The organism is Neobacillus sp. BF23-41, assembly GCF_041106275.1.
In genome coordinates, this window is sequence record NZ_JBGBPR010000010.1 from 184,915 (window position 1) to 205,345 (window position 20,431).

The window sequence follows — 20,431 nt, forward strand, 5'->3', positions numbered from 1 at the left end:
GGCTACAACAAGAACAACATCTTCTCTTTATGGAATTAATAAAATTTTCCCCATGCTCTTACGGCCTTCTAGATAGCGGTGTGCTTCTTGGCCATCCTGCAACGGGAAGACTGTTGGTTCGGAAACTACTAATTTTCCTTCCTCCATCCAACGAAACAGATCATTTGAACGAGCTATTCGTTCTTCTCGGGACGTCAGCACATTCCATAGGTCCCCGCCTGTGAGGGTTTTTGATGTATCCATTAACATTCTCGGGTCAACCAATGCTGGGTCGCCCCCTGCCATTCCGTAAAATACTACCGTTCCACCGGTGCGAGTAACCTCAAAGCTATCTTGAAGAGTAGAACCTACTGATTCGTAGACCACATCTACGCCCTTGCCATTCGTCTCCTCGAGTACTTGTTCCTTCCAATTATCCTTATATAAAAAGACTTGGTCCGCACCCGCCTTTACTGCAGCAGCTCTTTTTTCAAAGGAAGAAGTTAAGCCAATTGCCGTGCCTCCAAGTAATTTTACAATTTGAACAAGAAGCTGCCCCACACCGCCTGCTGCAGCATGCACCAACACGGTATCATTCTTTTTCACCGCATAGCTATCCTTCGTTAAATAATGAGCCGTTAATCCTTGAAGCAATACGGATGCCGCTTCTGTAAATGAAATGGTGTCAGGCACTGGTATAGCTTTTTCAACTGGAACGGCTACTAGCTCGGCATTTGCATAAGGTACATCGGCAAATGCCATCCGGTCGCCAATGCTGATACCATGGACATTGGATCCCGTCTTTGCTACGATTCCAGCCCCTTCATACCCTAAGATATAGGGTGGATCTCCGGCTAGATGATAGTTTCCTTTTCTTCTATATATATCGGCAAAATTCAGACCAATTGCCTTCATGCTTAGCAGTATTTCGTCCGAACCAATCACAGGTTCCGCAATATCACCATATTCGAGGACTTCCGGGCCGCCAAATGTTTTGAACATAAGTGCTTTCAAATGAATTACCTCATTTTATTTAAATTTTTATGACTCGCTTATATTAAATAAGATAGTGAAGGGTAATGCAAATAATCGTTACCGTTATTTCTAATTTTCCGCGCTCAGGAGCACGATTACTCCCTAATTGTTACCGCTGATCCTATTTTTCCGCACTCAAGGGCACAATTACTTCCCAATCGAGTGCTTGGTTTATTATAGTTAAAAATATACTTCAAAGGTTTCGATGTCTTCAATAACAAGAAGTTTACAATATTATGTTGACATTCAAGGGATAAAGATAATAAATGAAATAGGAAAGCGTTAGGTAGAACCCACATCCACTTGTAATAGAAAAGGAGACATTATCTATGGATAGAAACAAATTTTCAGCTATTGCCCATCGTAATCATGCATTTAGTAATCCAATCAGCGAGGCAAAAATTATGAAGATGCTCGGAATTGTATCGCCTAAAGCATCAGATAAGGTGATTGATATTGGGGCTGGTAAATGCGAATTGTTAATTCGGTTGGTGGAAAACTACCAAGTATCGGCCACTGCAATAGAATTGTATGACGGGTCCATTGAGGAAGCGAAGCGGAATGCAAGCACTAGAATTCCTGAAGGCAGTATTGAGTTTATCGTGGAAGATGCCAGCACGGCGGTTGAGAGATGTGATCCAGACGGGTATGATTTTGGGATTTGTATCGGATCTACCCATGCCTTGGGCGGACTGGAACCTACACTTAAAACACTAAAACGTCTTGTAAAGAAAAATGGCCACATTTTAATAGGTGAAGGCTATTGGAAGCAGACTCCCAGTCCTGAGTATTTAGAGGCGCTTGGCGGTGCAGACGAGTCGGAATGTAAAAGCCATGCGGATACCGTTAAGGCTGGTGAAGAATTAGGTTTAATCCCACTTTGGTCTTATGTTGCTAATGATGATGACTGGGATGATTACGAATGGCTTTATTCGATGTCAGTCGAGAATTATTGTCTTGAAAATCCAGATGATCCCGATTGTGAAGCGATGCTGCAGCGAATTCGCACATGGCGCCGGACCTATTTGACATGGGGCAGAGATACCTTAGGATTTGGTCTGTATTTGTATCGAAATAACTAATAGGAAAAAATAGAGCAATACCAAGGCTTCATCCACATTTAATCAAACGTTTGATTAATTTTTTCAGGTAAATTATCTACTCTTTTTAATCAAACGTTTGATTAGTTTTTTTCATAAAAAATTATTCACCTCATAAAAACCTTATACACCAAGGCCTCATACCCTTTTAATCAATCGTTTGGTTAGTTTATCCAGAAAAAGTCTTTACCCCGAAAATCCATATACACCAAGGCCTCATCCCGTTCCAATCAAACGTTTGATTAGTATCACCCCACCTCTAATATTAGACATTTTAATATCATTTCTGTTATACTATAATAGTTACCCAAGGTAATCATTACTCTAACTAACCATTTAACAAGGGGTGTTTCAAATAAATACTTCTCAAAAATTTTTCCACCAATTACTAATGTTGTACCGTCCGTTCGAGAATAAACTTAATATCCATCTCGCCGAGCATCATCTCCATAGAGCGCAATGGTCGATTTTTTACTACTTATTCAATAATGGCTCAGCAACGCTAGTGGAACTCTCTCATTATTTATACGTAGAGAAGCCCACTGTCACCCGGACCATGAACCGCTTGGAAGAATTGGGCTATGTCGAGCAGGTTCCGAGCAATGATAAACGTGAAAAGAGAACACAGCTGACAGAGCTTGGGAGAAAAGTATATACGGAAGTCCGTGTGACGATTGATCAGTATGAAACGGACATTTTAAAAGGCATCTCAGAGCATGAACAGCTCGAGGCCATCCGCATTATGGGGGAAATTCGTAAAAATATTATTAAATAAGGGGTTTTAATAAGTGACTCAACCTAGAGCTAAACTGTGGACAAAGGATTTCACCATTGTTTCCACGGTCAATTTTTTCGTAACTTTAGTCTTTTATTTATTAATCGTAATCATCGGTGTTTATGCAGTCGATGAATTTGGTGCTTCTACAAGTCAAGCAGGGCTTGTAACAGGAATATTTATTGTCGGGTCTTTAATTGGCCGGTTGTTGATTGGCCGGTTTATTGAGTCAATTGGCCGAAAGAAAACGTTATTCATTGGTATCATTTTATTTATTTTGACGCTTCTTTTGTATTTTGTGAACTTCGGGATTACCTTCCTGCTTATTACCCGCTTACTCCATGGGATTGCAGGGGGAATGGTGGGGACTGCTACAGGTACGATTGTGGCCCAGATTATCCCTGCTGCTCGAAAAGCGGAAGGGATCGGCTACTTCAGCATGAGTGCGACACTCGCTACTGCTATCGGGCCATTCATCGGACTCTATATGACCCAACATACAGATTTCCAAATGATTTTTATCTTCTCTCTTGCTTTAGGGGTAATCAGTTTAATCACAGCATTCTTTGTTGATGTGCCTCCATTAGTTGTATCTGTAAAAACATCTGAAGTAAAAGGATTTAAGCTTTCCAACTATATTGAGCCAAAGGCACTGCCCATCGCTGTCATTACACTGGTAGTAGCTTTTTGTTATTCCAGCGTTCTTTCTTTTATTAACTTTTATGCGATCGAAATTGACTTAGTTAGTACGGCGAGTTTCTTCTTCCTAGTCTATTCTATCGCAGTATTGATATCACGCCCGATCACAGGCCGCTTAATGGACCTGAAGGGTGCAAACTTTATTATGTATCCGGGCTTTTTCCTCTTAGCAGTCGGCTTGTTTCTGTTAAGTTCAGCTAGTATCAGCATCACTTTATTGCTAGCAGGTGTTCTAATTGGCCTTGGTTTCGGTAACATGCAGTCAAGCACCCAGGCAGTGGCCGTTAAGTTAACGCCTCCCCATCGGATGGGTTTGGCGACATCGACTTTCTTTATCTTTCTTGATGCAGGACTTGGATTCGGTCCATATATCCTTGGATTTATTATTCCATTAACCGGCTTTAGCAACCTGTATGTCATCTTAGGTATTGTCGCTCTGGCAACCTCAATTCTTTACTATTTTTTACACGGCAAGAAAGAGCGTTCAGGAAGGACGATTATGACTGGACCAACCCCCGACCCTAATTGACTTCAGGTAACCGGCCAATCGAAGGCACGCATAAAACCGGTTTATAGCAAATATGATAAACATAAGAATCCTAATTAAAGGGGTCGGTAGACATGATAATTTTTAATAAAATTGCATTATCATTTGTTGTCTTTTTTTCCTTCAGTATTATCATAAATACTTATTTGGGAGAAAAGGAACGGGTCCAATCTAATGTTATTTATTTTGTTATGAACGGGTTTGCTTATATTGTATCTGCCTTAGAAGTTGAAAAGGATAAACTGAGTTTAGAAACGGCAGAAATATAGTGTGAATTTTAAAATAAAGTTCTAATTGCCCTTGAACCAAAGGGAATATTCTGATATATTTACTATCAATTATATATTTTCTTACTTCACGTTTTTTGAAGTGAGGATAGAGGCGCAAAGACCATGAGTACACAATAGGAGGATAATGAGGTCCAATGATGATTGTGAAAAGGGGAATTTGCCGAAGCTTCAATGAATCTCATTGGTCTTGAAGCTGGTTCTGCTATTGAAAAAATACAGAACTGTCATATAGGAAACTATATGGAGGGCTATCTTACGCACGGGAACTTATTTTTTTTATGTTTCTACTGCAACAGCGAACCCTCGTTGTTGCTTTTTTGCGTTAAATTATGAATGGCCTTACCCACCTCTAAATTTTAAAAAAATTTTAATTAAAGGGTGAGAAATGATGAATTTTGGCCAAGTTTTAACCGCTATGGTTACACCATTTGATCAAAATGGTGAAATAGATTTTAACGCGACTAGAACACTTGTTGATTATTTAATTGAAAATGGTACTGATGGAATCGTAGTTGCTGGTACAACCGGAGAATCTCCTACATTAACAACGGAAGAAAAAGTCGCTTTATTTAAATTTGTTGTCGACGCTGTCAATGGAAGAGTTCCGGTTATCGCTGGAACGGGCTCCAATAACACGAGAGCTTCCATCAGCTTAACAAAGCTGGCTGAAGAAACAGGAGTCGATGGGATTATGCTTGTTGCTCCTTATTACAACAAACCATCCGAAGAGGGCATGTATCAGCACTTCAAAGCGATTGCTGAATCTACACCATTACCGATTATGCTTTATAATATCCCCGGCCGAAGTGTGGTCAACCTGTCGGTAGAGACCATTGTTCGACTTTCACAGATTCCAAATATTGTCGCCTTAAAAGAAGCAAGCGGTAACTTAGATGCTATGGCTGAAATTATTAGCCAAGCACCAAGTGATTTTACCCTTTATAGTGGTGATGATGGCTTAGCATTGCCGGTTTTAGCCATTGGTGGAGCTGGAGTGGTTTCCGTTGCTTCCCATGTCATTGGTAATGAAATACAAGAAATGATTAATCATTTTAAAAATGGGAATGTCCAAGATGCAGCTAGTGCCCATCGCCGTCTTCTCCCGATTATGAAAGCATTATTTGCGGCACCAAACCCAGCACCGGTAAAAGCCGCATTGAATATGAATGGAGTGAACGTTGGAGGTCTTCGCCTGCCATTGCTCCCATTAACCACCGAAGAGCAAAGAGCACTACAAGGTGTTCTACCAGCGAGCAATGTTAAAGTATTAATATAATTAATCCACCGATAAAAACAAGCTGCCACAAACCTCAATAAAACAGGGTTTGTGGCAGTTTTTTTTGGTGGTCGACAAAAGATTTACCTCTCTCCTTCCGATAAAGTAAATCCAAAGGGGCATACTATTCTTATTTACTTGGGTTAAGGAGGATTTTACTTTGCGAACGAATGATAGTACATTATCCATTTTCTCTTTAGGCGGCATCAATGAAATCGGTAAAAATATGTATGTGGTTCAATACGCTGAAGATATCTTTATCGTTGACTGCGGCGGTAAATTTCCAGATGAAAGTTTGTTAGGAATTGATTTGATTATCCCCGATATTACTTACTTGGAAGAAAATCACGAGAAGATCCGTGCTCTAATTGTGACCCATGGGCACGAAGATCATATTGGCGGTATTCCTTATATCTTACGAAAATTGAATATCCCTATCTACGCTACCCATTTTACACTTGGGCTAATTGAATTAAAAATTGACGAGCATCGACTTCACGGAAACACGAAGCTCATGACGATTGATTCTAATTCAAAACTTGAGTTTGGTGAAACCACTGTATCCTTTTTCAGGGTAAGCCATAGTATTCCTGATTGTCTCGGTATTGTCTTTCATACACCTGAAGGTAATGTCGTTCATACCGGTGACTTCAAATTCGACTTAACACCTGTGAATAATCAACATTCAGATATTCATAAAATGGCCGATATTGGTCAGCAAGGTGTGTTAGTTTTATTATCTGAAAGTACCAATGCTGAGCGTAAGGGACTAACACCGTCTGAGCAAATGATTGGTGACAATTTGGATGAGGCCTTTATGAAAGCTGACGGGAAAATCTTTATCTCCACTTTTGCATCGAATGTGAATCGTGTTCAACAAGTGGTTGCCGCGGCGATAAAGGCTAATCGAAAGATCGCGCTCCTTGGCCGGAGTATGGTAAATGTGGTCTCAGTTGCGATTGAGCGTGGTTATTTAACCATTCCTGATGGGATGATCATTGAACCACGCGAAGTTGATCGACTTTCTCCTGAAAAGGTGGTCATCCTTTGTACGGGTAGTCAAGGGGAGCAAATGGCTGCCCTTGCTCGTCTCGCTAGCGGAAATTTCCGCGATGTAGCCGTTTATCCTGGAGACACGGTTATTTTAGCAGCATCTCCAATACCGGGAAATGAAAAGGACGTTTCTCGGATCATTGACAATTTATTTCAACTGGGCGCCAAAGTTATCTATGGATCCGGAAGTTCAACGGGTATGCATGTGTCCGGTCATGGCTATCAGGAAGATTTAAAACTGATGCTTACCTTAATGAAGCCGACCTATTTCATTCCGATTCACGGTGAATATCGAATGCTGCATCACCACCGGTTGTTAGCCGAGTCCGTTGGAGTTGAGAAGGGAAATACCTTCATTATCAAAAATGGTGATGTCGTCGATGTTGAAAACCAGGTGGCCCGTCAGACTCGGTCGATTCCAGCAGGAGATACCTATGTGGACGGGATGGGCGTTGGCGATGTCGGGGACATTGTGTTACGAGACCGTAAACAGCTTTCTGAGGATGGCATGCTCGTAATTGTGATAACCATTAATAAAGGTGACCGAAGGATTATATCCGGACCGGACACCATTACACGTGGTTTCGTGTACGCAAGAAATTCGGATGAACTTCTAAAAGAGATTAACCGCCTTGCTAAGAAAACCATTAATGACCTGCAAAGTGAGAATATCCGGCAATGGAATGTAATCAAACAAAACATAAAAAAATCAGTCGGACAATATGTATTCACCCAAACAAAGAGAAAGCCAATGATCCTCCCTATTATTATTGAAATTTAAAACAAAAAAATGGTGTCAGGCACCATGTGAAGATTTCACATGGTGCCTGACACCTTATTTTTTAACCTGTTGGTAATTTTATTCTATCTAGGATGGTTGTCAGGTAATTTCTGACTGTGCTAATTTTTGTCTTTCTCTCGGCTAGCGGCTGGAACTCTTCGATGTTCTGTTCGTTTTGGTTTGAGTCTTCATCGATTAGTTCGGGGCAGTATATTCGCTGTCCATTGATGATGCTGCGAATCGATCCTGCTAATTCCTCACTCGGGCTATCCTTCAATAAATAGCCGCTTACATCCGCTTGTAAGGCCCTCCCATAATACCCACTCCTGGCAAAGGTTGTTAGGATTATAACCTTACAACCAAATGCCTTTAAAGACTCAGCTGCCTCAAGACCGCTCATTTCAGGCATCTCAATATCCATGATACAAACATCCGGCTGCAACCGGTGCACTAGTGCAAGGGCCTCTTCCCCATTGCTCGCCTGCCCGACTACTTCCATATCCTCTTCCAAATTGAGGAGAGAACCAATCGCCCCTAGCAGCATTTCCTGATCCTCAGCAATAACAATTCGAATCATATAAGTTCCCTCCTTATCTGTCAGTGTTATGTAAGTAACAACTCCCCTTAAATTAAGGGGAGCAAGCCTTTATTGATCTAGTTAGATTTCAGGTTTAACTTGTACGGAAAACCTCTTTTTAGCTAAAGCTTTGACTTCTCTAAAGCTCACAAAATTCTTTCTTTCCTCATCCCACAAACGGAAACGTATTGACTTTAAGCTTGTAGCAAGAGAAATGGTTGGTACGTTTTGTAACGGAGGCGTATTATTATGTGCTTCCTCCAATTTATAGTTAGGCACCCGTGGACTTAAATGATGAACATGGTGGAAACCAATATTCCCAGTAAGCCATTGCAAAACTTTTGGAAGCTTATAGAAAGAGCTACCCTCTACTGCCGCTTTTACATATTCCCACTCTTTGTCCTCTTCAAAATAAGAATCTTCAAAAGTGTGCTGTACGTAAAACAACCAAATACCAGCAGCTCCGGAAATCATAAAAATTGAACCTTGTACTAGTAGAAACGCCTGCCATCCGATTGCCCAACAAAGCAAGGCAATCAAAGCAACGATTAGAACATTCGTTAAATAAGTGTTGTTACGTTCCTTCTGTTTTGCACCTTTGCGGTTAAATCGATTTTTAAGAAGGAACACATAAATCGGACCTAATCCAAGCATGACCAATGGATTACGGTAAAAACGGTAGGCTAGACGAAGTCTAAGTGGTGCTGCTAAATATTCATCTACTGTAAGTGTCCAAATATCACCTGTTCCGCGTTTATCCAAGTTACCACTTGTCGCATGATGGACAGAATGCTCATGTCCCCATTGATCAAACGGGAAGACCGTTAACACACCCATCGCAGTTCCAACGATTCGGTTAGCCCGGCGGCTTTTAAAGAATGAATGATGGGTACAATCATGAAAGATGATGAAAATCCTCGTTAAAAATCCTGCGGCTACCACAATTGGAACTAATGCTAACCAATAGGAAACGGATAGGCTTAAATAGGCAAGGTACCACAAGCCAATAAATGGTACGACCGTGTTAATGATCTGCCATACACTTTCTTTTGTCGTTGATTTTTCAAAGGGAGCAACTTGTTTTTTTAAAGTTTTCGTATTTTGTAAGGTCATTTTATTTGAATTCCCTTCCTTAGTTTCGTTATTAACCAAAGTATAAACGAAGGAATTTGTCCTTGTTAGTAGCATGTGTCATGTACAGGGTATGACAAATGTCACATTTCATGATATTTTTTTCAAAAATGCAATTTGCGTTACTGATTTTTGTCTGCTATAAAAGATGGTGGCTTTGTGATAATATAATCTATTTCAAGAAACTTTATAGATATATCCATCCTAAAAATCAATTACAAGCAGGTGTACATATTGGATATCAAACATTTACAATATTTTATTGAAGTGTCGAATTTCAACAGTTTTTCCCGAGCAGCTGATCATTTATTTATTACCCAACCAACCATTAGTAAAATGATTAAAAACCTTGAGTCGGAGTTGGGCGTTGCTCTTTTTGATCGTTCCCGTAAGCAATTAGCCTTGACCGATGCAGGTCTAATCATATTGGAACAAGCAAAGTTAATTGACAAAGCATTTAAAAATTTAGAAACGGAATTGGACAACCTTACAGGATTAAAAAAGGGGCATATTCGTATTGGATTACCTCCCATATTTAATGCGCACGATTTCCTCAAAATTGTTGGCAGCTTCCACGAAAAGTACCCTGGGATTACTTTTCAATTAGTAGAAGATGGTTCAAAGAAAATAGAAGAAGATGTGGGCAAAAATCTTCTGGATGTTGGAATCATTGTTCTTCCGACTAAGAACGAACTCTTCAACCATTTCTCTTTTATGGAAGAAGACCTAAAGCTCATCCTTCACCCATCACACCCACTAGCAGAAAGAGAGGAAGTCCAGTTAGCTGAATTGGCTAACGAATCCTTTATTTTGTTTAATAAGGACTTTGTCTTAAACGATCGAATTATTCATTCTTGTAACAATGTGGGCTTTAATCCACACATTATATCTGAAAGTTCACAGCAGTCTTTTATTGAAGAAATGGTTTCGTTCAAACTTGGAATTTCCCTTTTGCCGGAGAGTATTTGCAATAATCTAAATAAAAATATAAAGTCAGTTAAAGTAGTAAACCCGTCCATCAGTTGGAACCTAGCCATTATTTGGAGCAAAGATCAATACTTCTCCTATGCTGCAAAAGAATGGCTGAAGTTCACTAAAGAACAGCTCACAAAGGGATTTCTAGATTAATATTATATGCCCTATACTAGTCAGACGGTTCATAATAATGGAACCGTCTTTTATTATCTAAAAATCCACTATTTATATAATGCATAATTGAAAGCATTTACATAGATAAAAGCTATGCTATAGATAAAATATAACCATTTTACTAACTCCACAATGCGGCGTACACTTGTTTCAGGCAAGAAAACACCTTTTAACACGTGGATATAGTATTAAATAGCTAGAATCCAATCATGAAAGGAAGCGCAACTTAATGAAAGCAAAAAAAGCGAAAGAAAGCCGCATTATTAATACAGCTCAAGTATTATCATGTGATTTAAATAATTACAATACATTGTTTGGCGGCGTTTTGATGAAAAAACTGGATGATGCAGCAACGTTATCAGCCCGCAGGCATTCTCGAGTTAAAGAATGCGTAACTGCATCTACTGACCATATCGACTTCTTATGCCCTATCCATCAAACTGATTCAGTCTGTGTCGAATCATTTGTATCATATACAGGTAGAACTTCTATGGAAGTTTTTTGTAAAGTTATCGCTGAAGATATGATGAATGGCGAGCGCCGCATTGCAGCTACGGCATTTTTGACTTTTGTAGCTTTAGATGAAAATAAGCGGCCTGTTGAAGTTCCAAGTATTATCCCTGAAACCGAGGAAGAAGAATTCCTCTACACAACAGGCAAAGAAAGAGCAGAAATTCGTAAATTAAAAAGACAAAAAAGTAAAGAATTAGCTGAGTTTATTTCACTAGAAAAACCTTGGGACAATTAAGAGGAGGAAGAATTTATGATGATAACATTATCTAGTATTGATGAATTAAAAGCAGCCAACGAAGCCCTTGAGAAATTTCAAAAAGACTATCCAAATCTTTTTAAAAAACTATTGGATGTTGTGAATCTTACCCGAGCATTCCAATTTAAATATCAATACATGGGATGTTTAATTATGGATGAGGATCCTGGTCAAAATACCCCTAATTTTGTGTACGGATCTGTTCTGCGCTTGTATAAAAAGGAATTACAAAAATTAAAAGATGACCAAAATTCCCAAGTATTGAAACAAACTTTTTCTGAAATCAAAAATATCGGTTACGCAAAAATCAGCCTTTTAGTATCCGGTATGACACCAGAATCATTAGTAGGAGCTTCTAGTATTAAGTAGATTAGTCGATAGCCTTTCAACTGCCATTAATAACCTAATATTAGAAGTTACTATATATTGTCACTAACGTCTCCCCCATTACGCCACTTTTACAGAAGAAGCAGAAATCATTTTCATGGTTCCTGCTTCTTCTTTTTGAATTAATGGTGCGAACAGTGCTAGTCACTGTTCGTTTTTTACAATATATCAAGTATAATGGAGCATATTCAGATTATGCATACGATATTTCTTTGCGAGAAATCCTATAGATAAGCCGGATAATACAAATAAATGAGGTTAATACATGAGCGAAAAAAGTTTTACGGATTATAATTTAAGTGAAGAAATCACAAGAGCACTTGCTATTTTAAAATACGACACTCCTACCGACGTTCAAACGGAAGTCATTCCATTAGCGTTGAATAATCAGGACTTGGTCGTGAAGTCGCAAACAGGCAGCGGCAAGACTGCCTCCTTTGCGATACCTATTTGTGACATGATGGAGTGGGAAGAAAGAAAGCCTCAGGCCTTAATTCTTACTCCAACAAGAGAGCTTGCTGTTCAGGTTCGCGAAGATGTAACGAATATCGGCCGATTTAAGCGGATTAAGGCGATGGCCGTTTATGGAAAAGAACCCTTTTCGAAGCAAAAAGAAGAATTGCAGCAAAAAACGCATGTTGTGGTAGGTACTCCGGGACGTGTTATGGACCATATAGACAGAGAAACCCTCGTTCTAGACGAAATAAAGTATCTTATTATTGATGAAGCGGATGAGATGCTGAATATGGGTTTTATCGACGAAGTGGAAGCCATTATAAAAGAACTTCCTTCAGACAGAGTCACGATGGTATTCTCGGCTACCTTACCAAAGGATGTTGAAAATCTCTGCCATAAATATATGAACAATCCTGTGAATGTCGAGATTGCCTCTACTGGAGTCACGACAGATACGATTGAGCATCTGTTAATAGAAGGAAAAGAAGAAGACAAGCTATCGCTTCTAAAAGATGTGACGGTCGTTGAAAATCCAGACAGCTGTCTTATCTTTTGCCGAACAAAAGAACATGTTGATACCGTTTATTCGGAATTGGAAAGCTCCAATTATTCTTGTGAACGACTCCATGGTGGATTAGAACAGCAAGATCGATTTGCGGTTATGGATGGTTTCAAAATGGGGAATTTCCGTTACCTCATCGCAACGGATGTTGCCGCACGAGGAATTGATATTGATAATGTAACCCTGGTCATCAATTATGACGTCCCTATGGAAAAAGAAAGCTATGTCCACCGAACAGGAAGAACCGGCCGTGCGGGTAATGAAGGAAAGGCGATTACGTTCGCCACACCGTTTGAAGGAAAATTTGTCCGAGCAATTGAAAGATATATTGGCTTTGAGATTCCTAAAATGGAGGCTCCAAAACCGGCTGAAGTGGCTAGAGCAAAAGAAGCCTTCGAGGAAAAAATCAGCGGCAGACGTGTCGTGAGAAATAATAAAACGGCCCGGATTAACCAAGGCATCACGAAACTCCATTTCAACGGTGGAAAAAAGAAGAAGATGCGCGCGGTTGACTTTGTTGGAACGATCGCAAAAATCCCAGGAGTCACAGCCGATGATATTGGCATTATCACCATCCAGGATCAAATGACCTATGTTGATATTCTTAATGGCAAGGGTTCACTCGTCTTACAGGCGATGGAGAATGCAACGATTAAAGGAAAGAAGCTAAAGGTTAGCAAGGCGCTTAAATAGGGATGATTAAAACACAGGACGATTATAGATATCATAATCGTCCTGTGTTTTATATTTGACCGATTGTAGTCCTTATTTAGAACCTTTTAAACAAATTTCATATGCCTCTTTAATACTTTTCCACTGGAGATGATTTGTTGATCCTACTAGGTAATCGGCATCACGAAGCGTGTTTCCAACTCCAACTGAAAACATTTCGCTTGAATTAATAGCCTCAATACCCGCTTGAGCATCTTCGATTCCAATCGACCGCTTGGGGCTTGCCCCTAATCCCTTACAGGCTGTTAGGAAAATTTCTGGATCTGGTTTGGACTTTTTAATTTTCGCGGCATCGGCAATATAATCAAAAGCTCCTTCTAAGTCTAATGCTTTTAAAACCGTACCAGCATTTTTCGAAACTGACGCTAATCCAACTGGAATTCCTTCTGCTTTTATATTGGATATTAATTCTAAGATTCCAGGCAAAACATCGTTTGGTGTTAATTGTTTTAATAAGTCACAATAATGAAGGTTTTTCTTATACGCCATTTCTTCCTTTTCTGATAAAGTGAAGTCGTTTTGACGGTTTCCTTCTTTTAATATTAACTCTAGGGAATCCATACGGCTAACACCCTTTAACCGTTCGTTAAAAATCTCATCTATGATAATGTCTAGCTCCTCAGCGAGCTGTTTCCACGCTAAATAATGAAAATGGGCGGTGTCTGTTATGACCCCATCTAGGTCAAATACGACTGACTCAATCGTTGGATTTACCATTCTTAATTCCCTCCTTTTTGAAAAAGCGCAGCAATATTACGAGCGGTTGTCTCAATATTCGTGTAGGCTCCATCCATAATTTGTTCAATTGGAAGTAAGGCAGGAATCGTTGGAAAAATGGCATCAAACCCATATTCATAAAGTGCCTCACTGCCGACTCCCACACTTCCGCATATCGCAATAACCTTGGCCTGTGGCGGAGCACATAATGCAACGCCCATCGGTGCTTTGCCATACAGGGTTTGCCCGTCTATTTTCCCTTCCCCAACTATCACGATGTCAGCATCCTGACAAACTTCCTTAACCTTTAATTGCTCGAGCATCAGATCAATGCCTTTTTTAATAGTGGCATTAGCAAATAGTATTAGGCCCGCACCCATGCCGCCGCCTGCACCACTTCCTGGAAGGTTGGTGACGTCCTTACCTAAATGACCGCAAGCCATATGATAAAATTCACCCATTGCTTGATCTACTTCAAATAACATGGTTTCAGGCAGACCTTTTTGAGGTCCATACACATAAGTCGCACCATTTTGACCTGTCAGTGGATTATCCACGTCTGCCGCAATTGTTATTTTAACATCATCTAATCGTTTATCCCGATGTATATCAGACATCGAACATGTTTGAAACAAATCTTGACCATCACCGTATACTATTTCGCCATTCTTATCGAAAAATTGGTAACCTAGCGCTGAAGCCATCCCCATGCCGCCATCATTTGTCCCACTTCCCCCAACTCCAATAATGAGTTCGACAGCGCCGCGGTTAATGGCATGCAAAATTAGTTCACCCACACCATAAGAAGTTGTTTGTAATGGATTTCGTCGATTTAATGGAACAAGATGCAACCCGCACGCTTCTGCCATTTCAATAAAGGCTTTTTTCCCATCGTTGGAAAAAGCAATTTTTGCCTTAACTGGTTCATGTAAAGGTCCCGTTACCGTGATGGTTTCCATTTTCCCGCCGGTTGCGGATGATAAAGCTTGAACGGTTCCTTCACCGCCATCTGCAATTGGCAGTAAATGATACTCTGCTTCAGGGAAAAATTTCATGAACCCAGCTTGGATGGCTTTTGCTACTTGATCTGCAGCTAGACTTTCTTTAAATGAATCTGGTGCAATAACAATTTTCATTGTTTTCTCCTTGATTTATGAATTCACTTCAATTCGATCAGTCAAAAGGTATTCCGTTCCGTTAATTTCTAGTAAAAGATTCGGTCCTAAATACTTAGAAACTACTACTTTCTCATGTGTCATAACGATTTCTAACGGGCAACCCTGTATAGTTAACTTGAATTTTAATTCAGACCAACTTGCTGGTAACCTAGGATCAAGTTTCAATTGATTATTTGTTAATGAAATATTAGCAAATCCAAACATAGCTGTTAGCCAGATCGCCCCAAGTGATGCAGCGTGAAGTCCTTCGTCTGAAGAGTGTGGATTGGGACCCAAATCAATTAAGCATGCCTCCTGGAAAAAGCGGTAGGCAGCATCACTTTCATGACATCTTGCAGCGACAATAGCATGAATGGCTTTGCTTAACGATGAATCATGAATGGTGTGCTCTTCGTAATAACTTAAGTTTTTCGAAACAACTTTTGATTCAAATAGTTCTGGAAACAAGTACATTAACATGACAACATCTGCTTGTTTTAATATTTGCATTTCATTGACTTCTGCCCTTGAATAATCCAATAATATCCCTTGGCTGCCTTGATTTTCTTTATAGCGGGATAGGTCAATCTCCGGCTTATTCAAGAAAGTATCATCCTGTGGAATGATTAGCTGCTCATTGGGTTTTGGTAAATACAAACGGTTGATGAAAGCTCGTCCCTGCTCCTTCAGCTGCTCATCAACTTCACCATATTGTTCCATAAAATAAAGGGCTTGCTCCACATTGTAATACGCCATATAGTTTGTATACGCATTATTGTCAATGTGTTCCGTATACTCATCAGGCCCGATAACATCCTTAATGGAAACCTGTCCATTCTCCAGAACTGCTCGGCTAATCCAAAACCGTGCTGTTTCTTTAAGTAGCGCTAGCCCTTCTTTTTTCATAAATTCTTCATCAAGGGTCGTTTGATAATATTGAACAACAGCATAAGCTATATCTGCGACAATGTGATGCTCAGCTAATGCAGATGCGACTTTTTGCCGTTTTCCTGTTCTGATATTAATAGCGGCAAATTCAGGTGTTTCTTCTTCCCCAGTAAACGCACTTTCCCATGGGTACAATGCTCCCTCATAACCATTTCGTGCAGCCTTTTCTTTTGCTTGCTGCAAATGTAAATATCGATAGATTAGTAGTTTCTTTGCCGTTTCCGGTTCTGTATATAGATGAAACGGGTTAATAAATATCTCCGTATCCCAAAAAACATGTCCTTTGTAGCCTTCTCCAGTCAGACCCTTTGCGCCGATACTAAAACGTTCATCATGGGCTGGTGTCATAATCTCGAGATGATAAAGGGAAAAATCCATTGCTGTTTGATCAAATTTATCAGTAGATGATATGTGAATCCGTTTTTCCTGCCAAAACTCCTTCCATTTAAGCGCTGACATTTCCAGTAATGTATCGTACCCTAACGGTGAAATTTCACTTAATTCTTTGATACTCGCTGCCTCGGGGTCTTGCCCATCCACACCTTGATCAAGTGAGGTGAAAATAGTACCAAGTTTTTCAAAGAGAAATGGAATGTTAACATTTAGGCCATGCTTAATGGTCGTATGGAGCTGGCGATTCTTCGCTGCAAATGAAACTTCGCTCTCAGCCGAGCATTTACAACGCGTTGCCAGCGCAATCGTATGTCCCGATTCCGTCGTTTTATAAACTCCCTGCATTACTTCTTCATCAAACACACGAACTTTTTCTTCAATTAAATGCTGTTTCCCAAAATTGGTCTGCTGAGCATTAATTCCAGTTACAATTTTGATACTAGCAGATTGATCTAAGCTCGTAACGGTCATTTTTGATGCGAATACATGCAGGTTGTTTTTAGCGACAAAACGTTGGAAAACAAATCGGAATCGTGCCCCGCCTCTGTTTTTCCACAATAACTCACGTTTTAATTCCCCTGTTGCAAGATTTAAGAAGCGTTCATAGGAAAGAATCTCCCCATTTAACAAAGAGAAAATCTCGTTATCAATCTCGATTCTTATACCTGCCAAATCAGGCAAATTCACTAAATCTGATGGTTCGTTTTCAGCTGCTTTATTATAAATACCAGCCACATACATACCACGTGTTTGTTCAAAATAATCTTCATCATACGTAGCACGCAAGCCTAGGTAGCCATTTCCTAATGTCATTAAACTAGCAAATTTATTGATGGAATGTAAATCAAATTTATTTTCGTAGATTATTTGTTCATTTATCATAAGGATACACTTTCACCCTTTTCAGCAGATTGATATAGAGCTTCTATTAGTTGTTGGATAATGTATCCTTGTTTACCGTCTGCAACCATGACATCTTTTCCTAAACACTTATCTATAAAAGCAGACATACTTTTATGATGGCGGTCTGTGTCTGCCTCTTCTCTTGATAATAACGAGACCAACTCTCCGCTCTCATCCGTATAGATTTGGGCAGGAAACAAGGTTGCTCCTGCTTGATCCCCGCAAAACTCAACATTCATGACAGATGTCTCTTTGATATTTAAGGCAAAGGAGGTTTCTAGTTGTAATAGGCGGCCTCCTTCTAATTCTATAAATCCAAAAAGGGAATCTTCCACTTTAAATTTCTGCGGATCCCATTCTCCCAGTGTTCCTTGGGTTTTCTTTGTTCCAATCTTTTGGTACATTTTCGCCGTAACCTTCTCTATTTTCGGAAAACCAAGTACATATAAAGCGGCGTCCAACATATGTGCTCCTAAATCGATAAGAGGTCCTCCGCCTTGAATTTCTTTATCTGTAAAAGTCCCCCAGCCAGGGATTCCACAGCGTCTTAGAGCTTTTGCCTTCGTAACATAGATGTCACCAAGCACACCATTTTCAACACTTTCACGTAAAATTTTCACATCATCAGCAAATCGATGGTGAAAATTATAAGCTAGAATGCAGTCGTTTTTTTGAGCAGCAATCTGCATATCTTTTGCTTCAGCGGCAGAAATTGCAGGAGGTTTTTCACACATAACATCGCACCCAAATTCCAAGGCTCGCATCACATTTTCATAATGATACTTATTTGGCGTGCAGACACTAACAATATCCGGCTTTTCCATTTCAAACATTTCAGCAGCATCTGTGTAAACACGAGGAATACCATTCCGTTCAGCAAAACTCCTTGCCCGGTCAATGTTTGGACTAACAACTGCGACTATTTCTAGTTCTTCGCGTGCTTGATAGTTAGGAATGTGCACCTTCTCCGCTACTTGTCCTCCGCCGATGATCGCAACTCTCTTTTTGATCACGATTTAACCCCTCTCAAATTAATGATTCTTGAAGGTGACGTAAGGCATTAATATATTCTGCTTCCGGGTCGTTGCCTCTGACACGGCATTCAATTGTTAAGAATCCGTTATAGCCGTCTTCCTTTAACTGATTAAAGTGCTTTTGAAAATCTAGGGAGCCGCTTCCAGGTTGATAACGGTGATTATCGGCCAGATGAATATGACCAACTAAATCACGATTCTGGTGCAAGGCTTCAGAAATATCATCTTCTTCAATATTCATATGATAAAAATCAGCAATGATCTTAACGTTTTTCAACTCATTTTCTTCTATATAAGTTCTTGCATCTGCAAGGGTGTTTATCATATGATCTTGATAGCGATTTAATGGCTCTAAGAATATAGTTGTGCCCGTTTCTTCTGCTACTTTATCCAGGTAAATCAGCGAATCACTTACAGCTTTTCTATCACCTGCCTGGCTTCGTGGTGAAACCATTGGTGGTAAGCGGAAGGTAAACATGCCCCATGCAGCGGGAACTACGATGCCTTTTCCTCCGACTTCCTTGAGCGCTTCTAGAATTTGTTTAATTTCTGCTAAGCCGTTTAAGCGTCGTTCTTCAATAAAGTCCCCTATCCAGCCTGTATACCCACCACATGCTGTCGTAACCGGAATTCCTGTTTCCAGAATCGCTTCTTTTACTTCATCTAAATGATCGACTAAAAATTTGCCGTCTATTTCAAAGCCTTCAAAGCCTACTTCTTTTAAATATCTAAACTTTTCTTTAATACCTTCAGGAAAAAACGATTGGTTTTGTGTACCTATTTTCACTGATAACTCCTCCAATTTACCGATGTAAAACTAAAATCCATATCATTACATAAATGTATGGATTTCAGTCAGATTGTAACTGAGACGAACGCATTTAAATAAACGATTATTTTTTATATTCAATTCCCATCTTAATACTTAGCTCAGGGTGTTGGTCCACATATTCCATGTATGCTTCTGCACTGTTTTCAAAAGTAACGATTGGTTGAATAATATCTTCACAATTAAGATAACCGTTCATTAACAATTCCCAGCATGTATCTTCAATTCGCTTACGATTCCAGCGAGGATAATCAGGATTAGGTTCACTAGCAGCACGCGAGAAGACAATTTTGGCATTGTTAAAATGAGCTTCACGGCCAAAATTTAATCCTGCAGGGAATGGTTTTCCAAAAGCGACATAAGAAATGATTCCGCCATAGGCAATTCCTTTTAATGCATCCTGAAGCGCTGCAGAATTTCCACTTGTTTCAATAATGGAGTCAGCTCCCATTTTATTTGTTAGCTTTTTCACTTCATATCCTACATCACAGGAAGTAGGGTCAAAACATACATCTGCACCATTGCGGAGTGCTATTTCACAGCGGTGTTCAATAGGGTCAACACCGACGACAATGCTTGCCCCTGCTTTTTTCGCTAGTTGAATGGCAATTTGACCGATTGCTCCAAGTCCCACGACCACAACGTAATCACCTGCACGAACCTGTGCATCACGCACTCCGCTCAAGGCAAATTGTGCAGGGTCATAACAAACCGCATTTTGCCATTTTGCTCCCTCAGGCATTTTGCGTAATCGGTGGTTATTTATAGCATTCACAATAACAGTCTCCATAATCGGTCCATACGTACATACCGTTTCGCCAATTTGGTACTCTGTTACATCACTGCCAATTTCAACAATCTTACCAACTACCATGTTACCAAGCTGAAATTCACCAAACACGATTCCTGGTGCTGTACCCTCTTCACGCGGCATGAACATGCGCCATTCTTCATTAAAATTCTCACCCATAAAAGGGGTTTGACCACGGAAGTCGATTACTTCAGTACCGTGTTTAGGTGCTGCAAAATAAACATCAATTTTCACTTCATTTGGTTGTACATGTCGATCTTCATATTCTACTAATTCCGCTTTTCTTGGTTCTACAGCTACTAGCTTTTTCATGATTACATTACTTCCTCTCGTCTTTTCAA

General features: G+C 39.9%; 19 protein-coding genes and 1 riboswitch. Of the genes, 10 read left to right on the top strand and 9 right to left on the bottom strand.

What is annotated here, in order from left to right:
- Positions 1 to 27: 27 nt before the first annotated feature.
- Entirely contained in the window at positions 28 to 981 is a 954-nt protein-coding gene (locus tag AB7942_RS16775; protein WP_369447768.1) for a quinone oxidoreductase family protein, read from the bottom strand.
- 362 nt (positions 982 to 1,343) lie between these two features.
- Between AB7942_RS16775 and AB7942_RS16780 the strand changes: the two genes are divergently transcribed.
- From AB7942_RS16780 to AB7942_RS16805, 6 genes are all read left to right on the top strand, one after another.
- A complete protein-coding gene (locus AB7942_RS16780; RefSeq protein ID WP_369447744.1) occupies positions 1,344 to 2,096 on the top strand; it encodes an SAM-dependent methyltransferase in 753 nt (250 codons plus the stop codon).
- A gap of 373 nt (positions 2,097 to 2,469) precedes the next feature.
- The gene (locus AB7942_RS16785; protein WP_088090280.1) at positions 2,470 to 2,889 is read left to right on the top strand and encodes a MarR family winged helix-turn-helix transcriptional regulator; all 420 of its coding nucleotides are present in this window, start codon (positions 2,470 to 2,472) and stop codon (positions 2,887 to 2,889) included.
- Between the two features lie 13 nt (positions 2,890 to 2,902).
- Positions 2,903 to 4,117 (top strand): MFS transporter, encoded by a 1,215-nt coding sequence (locus AB7942_RS16790; RefSeq protein ID WP_369447745.1) that lies wholly within the window; start codon positions 2,903 to 2,905, stop codon positions 4,115 to 4,117.
- 92 nt (positions 4,118 to 4,209) lie between these two features.
- The gene (locus AB7942_RS16795) at positions 4,210 to 4,404 is read left to right on the top strand and encodes a hypothetical protein (protein ID WP_088085274.1); all 195 of its coding nucleotides are present in this window, start codon (positions 4,210 to 4,212) and stop codon (positions 4,402 to 4,404) included.
- Between the two features lie 99 nt (positions 4,405 to 4,503).
- Positions 4,504 to 4,684, top strand: a riboswitch (Lysine riboswitch).
- Between the two features lie 129 nt (positions 4,685 to 4,813).
- Positions 4,814 to 5,701 carry a 4-hydroxy-tetrahydrodipicolinate synthase gene (gene dapA / locus AB7942_RS16800; protein WP_369447769.1) on the top strand — a complete coding sequence of 296 codons (888 nt, stop codon included), beginning with the start codon at positions 4,814 to 4,816 and terminating at the stop codon, positions 5,699 to 5,701.
- A 226-nt stretch (positions 5,702 to 5,927) separates the two neighbouring features.
- Entirely contained in the window at positions 5,928 to 7,535 is a 1,608-nt protein-coding gene (locus tag AB7942_RS16805) for a ribonuclease J (RefSeq protein WP_483310881.1), read from the top strand.
- 61 nt (positions 7,536 to 7,596) lie between these two features.
- Here AB7942_RS16805 and AB7942_RS16810 read toward each other — a convergent pair whose 3' ends face one another.
- Both AB7942_RS16810 and desA read right to left on the bottom strand, forming a co-directional pair.
- On the bottom strand, positions 7,597 to 8,112 hold the full coding sequence (locus AB7942_RS16810) for a response regulator (protein WP_088085271.1): 516 nt from the start codon (positions 8,110 to 8,112) through the stop codon (positions 7,597 to 7,599).
- Between the two features lie 81 nt (positions 8,113 to 8,193).
- Positions 8,194 to 9,225, bottom strand: a complete 1,032-nt coding sequence (desA, locus tag AB7942_RS16815) for a Delta(5) desaturase DesA (RefSeq protein ID WP_098933523.1) — start codon at positions 9,223 to 9,225, stop codon at positions 8,194 to 8,196.
- Positions 9,226 to 9,477: 252 nt separating this feature from the next.
- Between desA and cidR the strand changes: the two genes are divergently transcribed.
- The 4 genes from cidR (at position 9,478) to AB7942_RS16835 (ending at position 13,259) form a co-directional block, all read left to right on the top strand.
- A complete protein-coding gene (cidR, locus tag AB7942_RS16820; protein WP_098933412.1) occupies positions 9,478 to 10,371 on the top strand; it encodes a cidABC operon transcriptional activator CidR in 894 nt (297 codons plus the stop codon).
- A gap of 250 nt (positions 10,372 to 10,621) precedes the next feature.
- Positions 10,622 to 11,140, top strand: a complete 519-nt coding sequence (locus AB7942_RS16825) for an acyl-CoA thioesterase (protein WP_369447747.1) — start codon at positions 10,622 to 10,624, stop codon at positions 11,138 to 11,140.
- A gap of 15 nt (positions 11,141 to 11,155) precedes the next feature.
- Complete coding sequence (locus AB7942_RS16830) at positions 11,156 to 11,530, top strand: hypothetical protein (protein ID WP_257208862.1); 375 nt, start codon at positions 11,156 to 11,158, stop codon at positions 11,528 to 11,530.
- Between the two features lie 283 nt (positions 11,531 to 11,813).
- Complete coding sequence (locus AB7942_RS16835; RefSeq protein ID WP_369447748.1) at positions 11,814 to 13,259, top strand: DEAD/DEAH box helicase; 1,446 nt, start codon at positions 11,814 to 11,816, stop codon at positions 13,257 to 13,259.
- Between the two features lie 72 nt (positions 13,260 to 13,331).
- On the opposite strand, the gene pgmB is transcribed toward AB7942_RS16835, so the two are convergent.
- The 6 genes from pgmB to AB7942_RS16865 all read right to left on the bottom strand — a co-directional run bounded on the left by pgmB (position 13,332) and on the right by AB7942_RS16865 (position 20,402).
- Positions 13,332 to 14,015: a beta-phosphoglucomutase gene (gene pgmB / locus AB7942_RS16840; protein ID WP_369447749.1), complete on the bottom strand. Its 684-nt coding sequence runs from the start codon at positions 14,013 to 14,015 to the stop codon at positions 13,332 to 13,334.
- 2 nt (positions 14,016 to 14,017) lie between these two features.
- Complete coding sequence (locus AB7942_RS16845; RefSeq protein ID WP_369447750.1) at positions 14,018 to 15,151, bottom strand: glycerate kinase family protein; 1,134 nt, start codon at positions 15,149 to 15,151, stop codon at positions 14,018 to 14,020.
- Positions 15,152 to 15,166: 15 nt separating this feature from the next.
- Complete coding sequence (locus tag AB7942_RS16850; RefSeq protein WP_369447751.1) at positions 15,167 to 17,395, bottom strand: glycoside hydrolase family 65 protein; 2,229 nt, start codon at positions 17,393 to 17,395, stop codon at positions 15,167 to 15,169.
- Positions 17,392 to 18,426 carry a Gfo/Idh/MocA family protein gene (locus AB7942_RS16855; RefSeq protein ID WP_369447770.1) on the bottom strand — a complete coding sequence of 345 codons (1,035 nt, stop codon included), beginning with the start codon at positions 18,424 to 18,426 and terminating at the stop codon, positions 17,392 to 17,394. Before AB7942_RS16855 ends, AB7942_RS16850 begins: the two co-directional genes overlap by 4 nt.
- A gap of 16 nt (positions 18,427 to 18,442) precedes the next feature.
- Positions 18,443 to 19,237 carry a sugar phosphate isomerase/epimerase family protein gene (locus tag AB7942_RS16860; protein ID WP_369447752.1) on the bottom strand — a complete coding sequence of 265 codons (795 nt, stop codon included), beginning with the start codon at positions 19,235 to 19,237 and terminating at the stop codon, positions 18,443 to 18,445.
- A gap of 106 nt (positions 19,238 to 19,343) precedes the next feature.
- Entirely contained in the window at positions 19,344 to 20,402 is a 1,059-nt protein-coding gene (locus AB7942_RS16865; RefSeq protein ID WP_369447753.1) for a zinc-dependent alcohol dehydrogenase, read from the bottom strand.
- Between the last annotated feature and the right edge of the window lie 29 nt (positions 20,403 to 20,431).

Bases quoted from the DNA above. Each gene is read 5' to 3' on its own strand.
- AB7942_RS16775 (WP_369447768.1), bottom strand. From the start codon at position 981: ATGTTCAAAACATTTGGCGGCCCGGAAGTCCTCGAATATGGTGATATT.
- AB7942_RS16780 (WP_369447744.1), top strand. From the start codon at position 1,344: ATGGATAGAAACAAATTTTCAGCTATTGCCCATCGTAATCATGCATTT.
- AB7942_RS16795 (WP_088085274.1), top strand. From the start codon at position 4,210: ATGATAATTTTTAATAAAATTGCATTATCATTTGTTGTCTTTTTTTCC.
- dapA (WP_369447769.1), top strand. From the start codon at position 4,814: ATGAATTTTGGCCAAGTTTTAACCGCTATGGTTACACCATTTGATCAA.
- AB7942_RS16805 (WP_483310881.1), top strand. From the start codon at position 5,928: ATGTATGTGGTTCAATACGCTGAAGATATCTTTATCGTTGACTGCGGC.
- AB7942_RS16810 (WP_088085271.1), bottom strand. From the start codon at position 8,112: ATGATTCGAATTGTTATTGCTGAGGATCAGGAAATGCTGCTAGGGGCG.
- desA (WP_098933523.1), bottom strand. From the start codon at position 9,225: ATGACCTTACAAAATACGAAAACTTTAAAAAAACAAGTTGCTCCCTTT.
- AB7942_RS16825 (WP_369447747.1), top strand. From the start codon at position 10,622: ATGAAAGCAAAAAAAGCGAAAGAAAGCCGCATTATTAATACAGCTCAA.
- AB7942_RS16830 (WP_257208862.1), top strand. From the start codon at position 11,156: ATGATGATAACATTATCTAGTATTGATGAATTAAAAGCAGCCAACGAA.
- AB7942_RS16835 (WP_369447748.1), top strand. From the start codon at position 11,814: ATGAGCGAAAAAAGTTTTACGGATTATAATTTAAGTGAAGAAATCACA.
- pgmB (WP_369447749.1), bottom strand. From the start codon at position 14,015: ATGGTAAATCCAACGATTGAGTCAGTCGTATTTGACCTAGATGGGGTC.
- AB7942_RS16845 (WP_369447750.1), bottom strand. From the start codon at position 15,151: ATGAAAATTGTTATTGCACCAGATTCATTTAAAGAAAGTCTAGCTGCA.
- AB7942_RS16850 (WP_369447751.1), bottom strand. From the start codon at position 17,395: ATGATAAATGAACAAATAATCTACGAAAATAAATTTGATTTACATTCC.
- AB7942_RS16865 (WP_369447753.1), bottom strand. From the start codon at position 20,402: ATGAAAAAGCTAGTAGCTGTAGAACCAAGAAAAGCGGAATTAGTAGAA.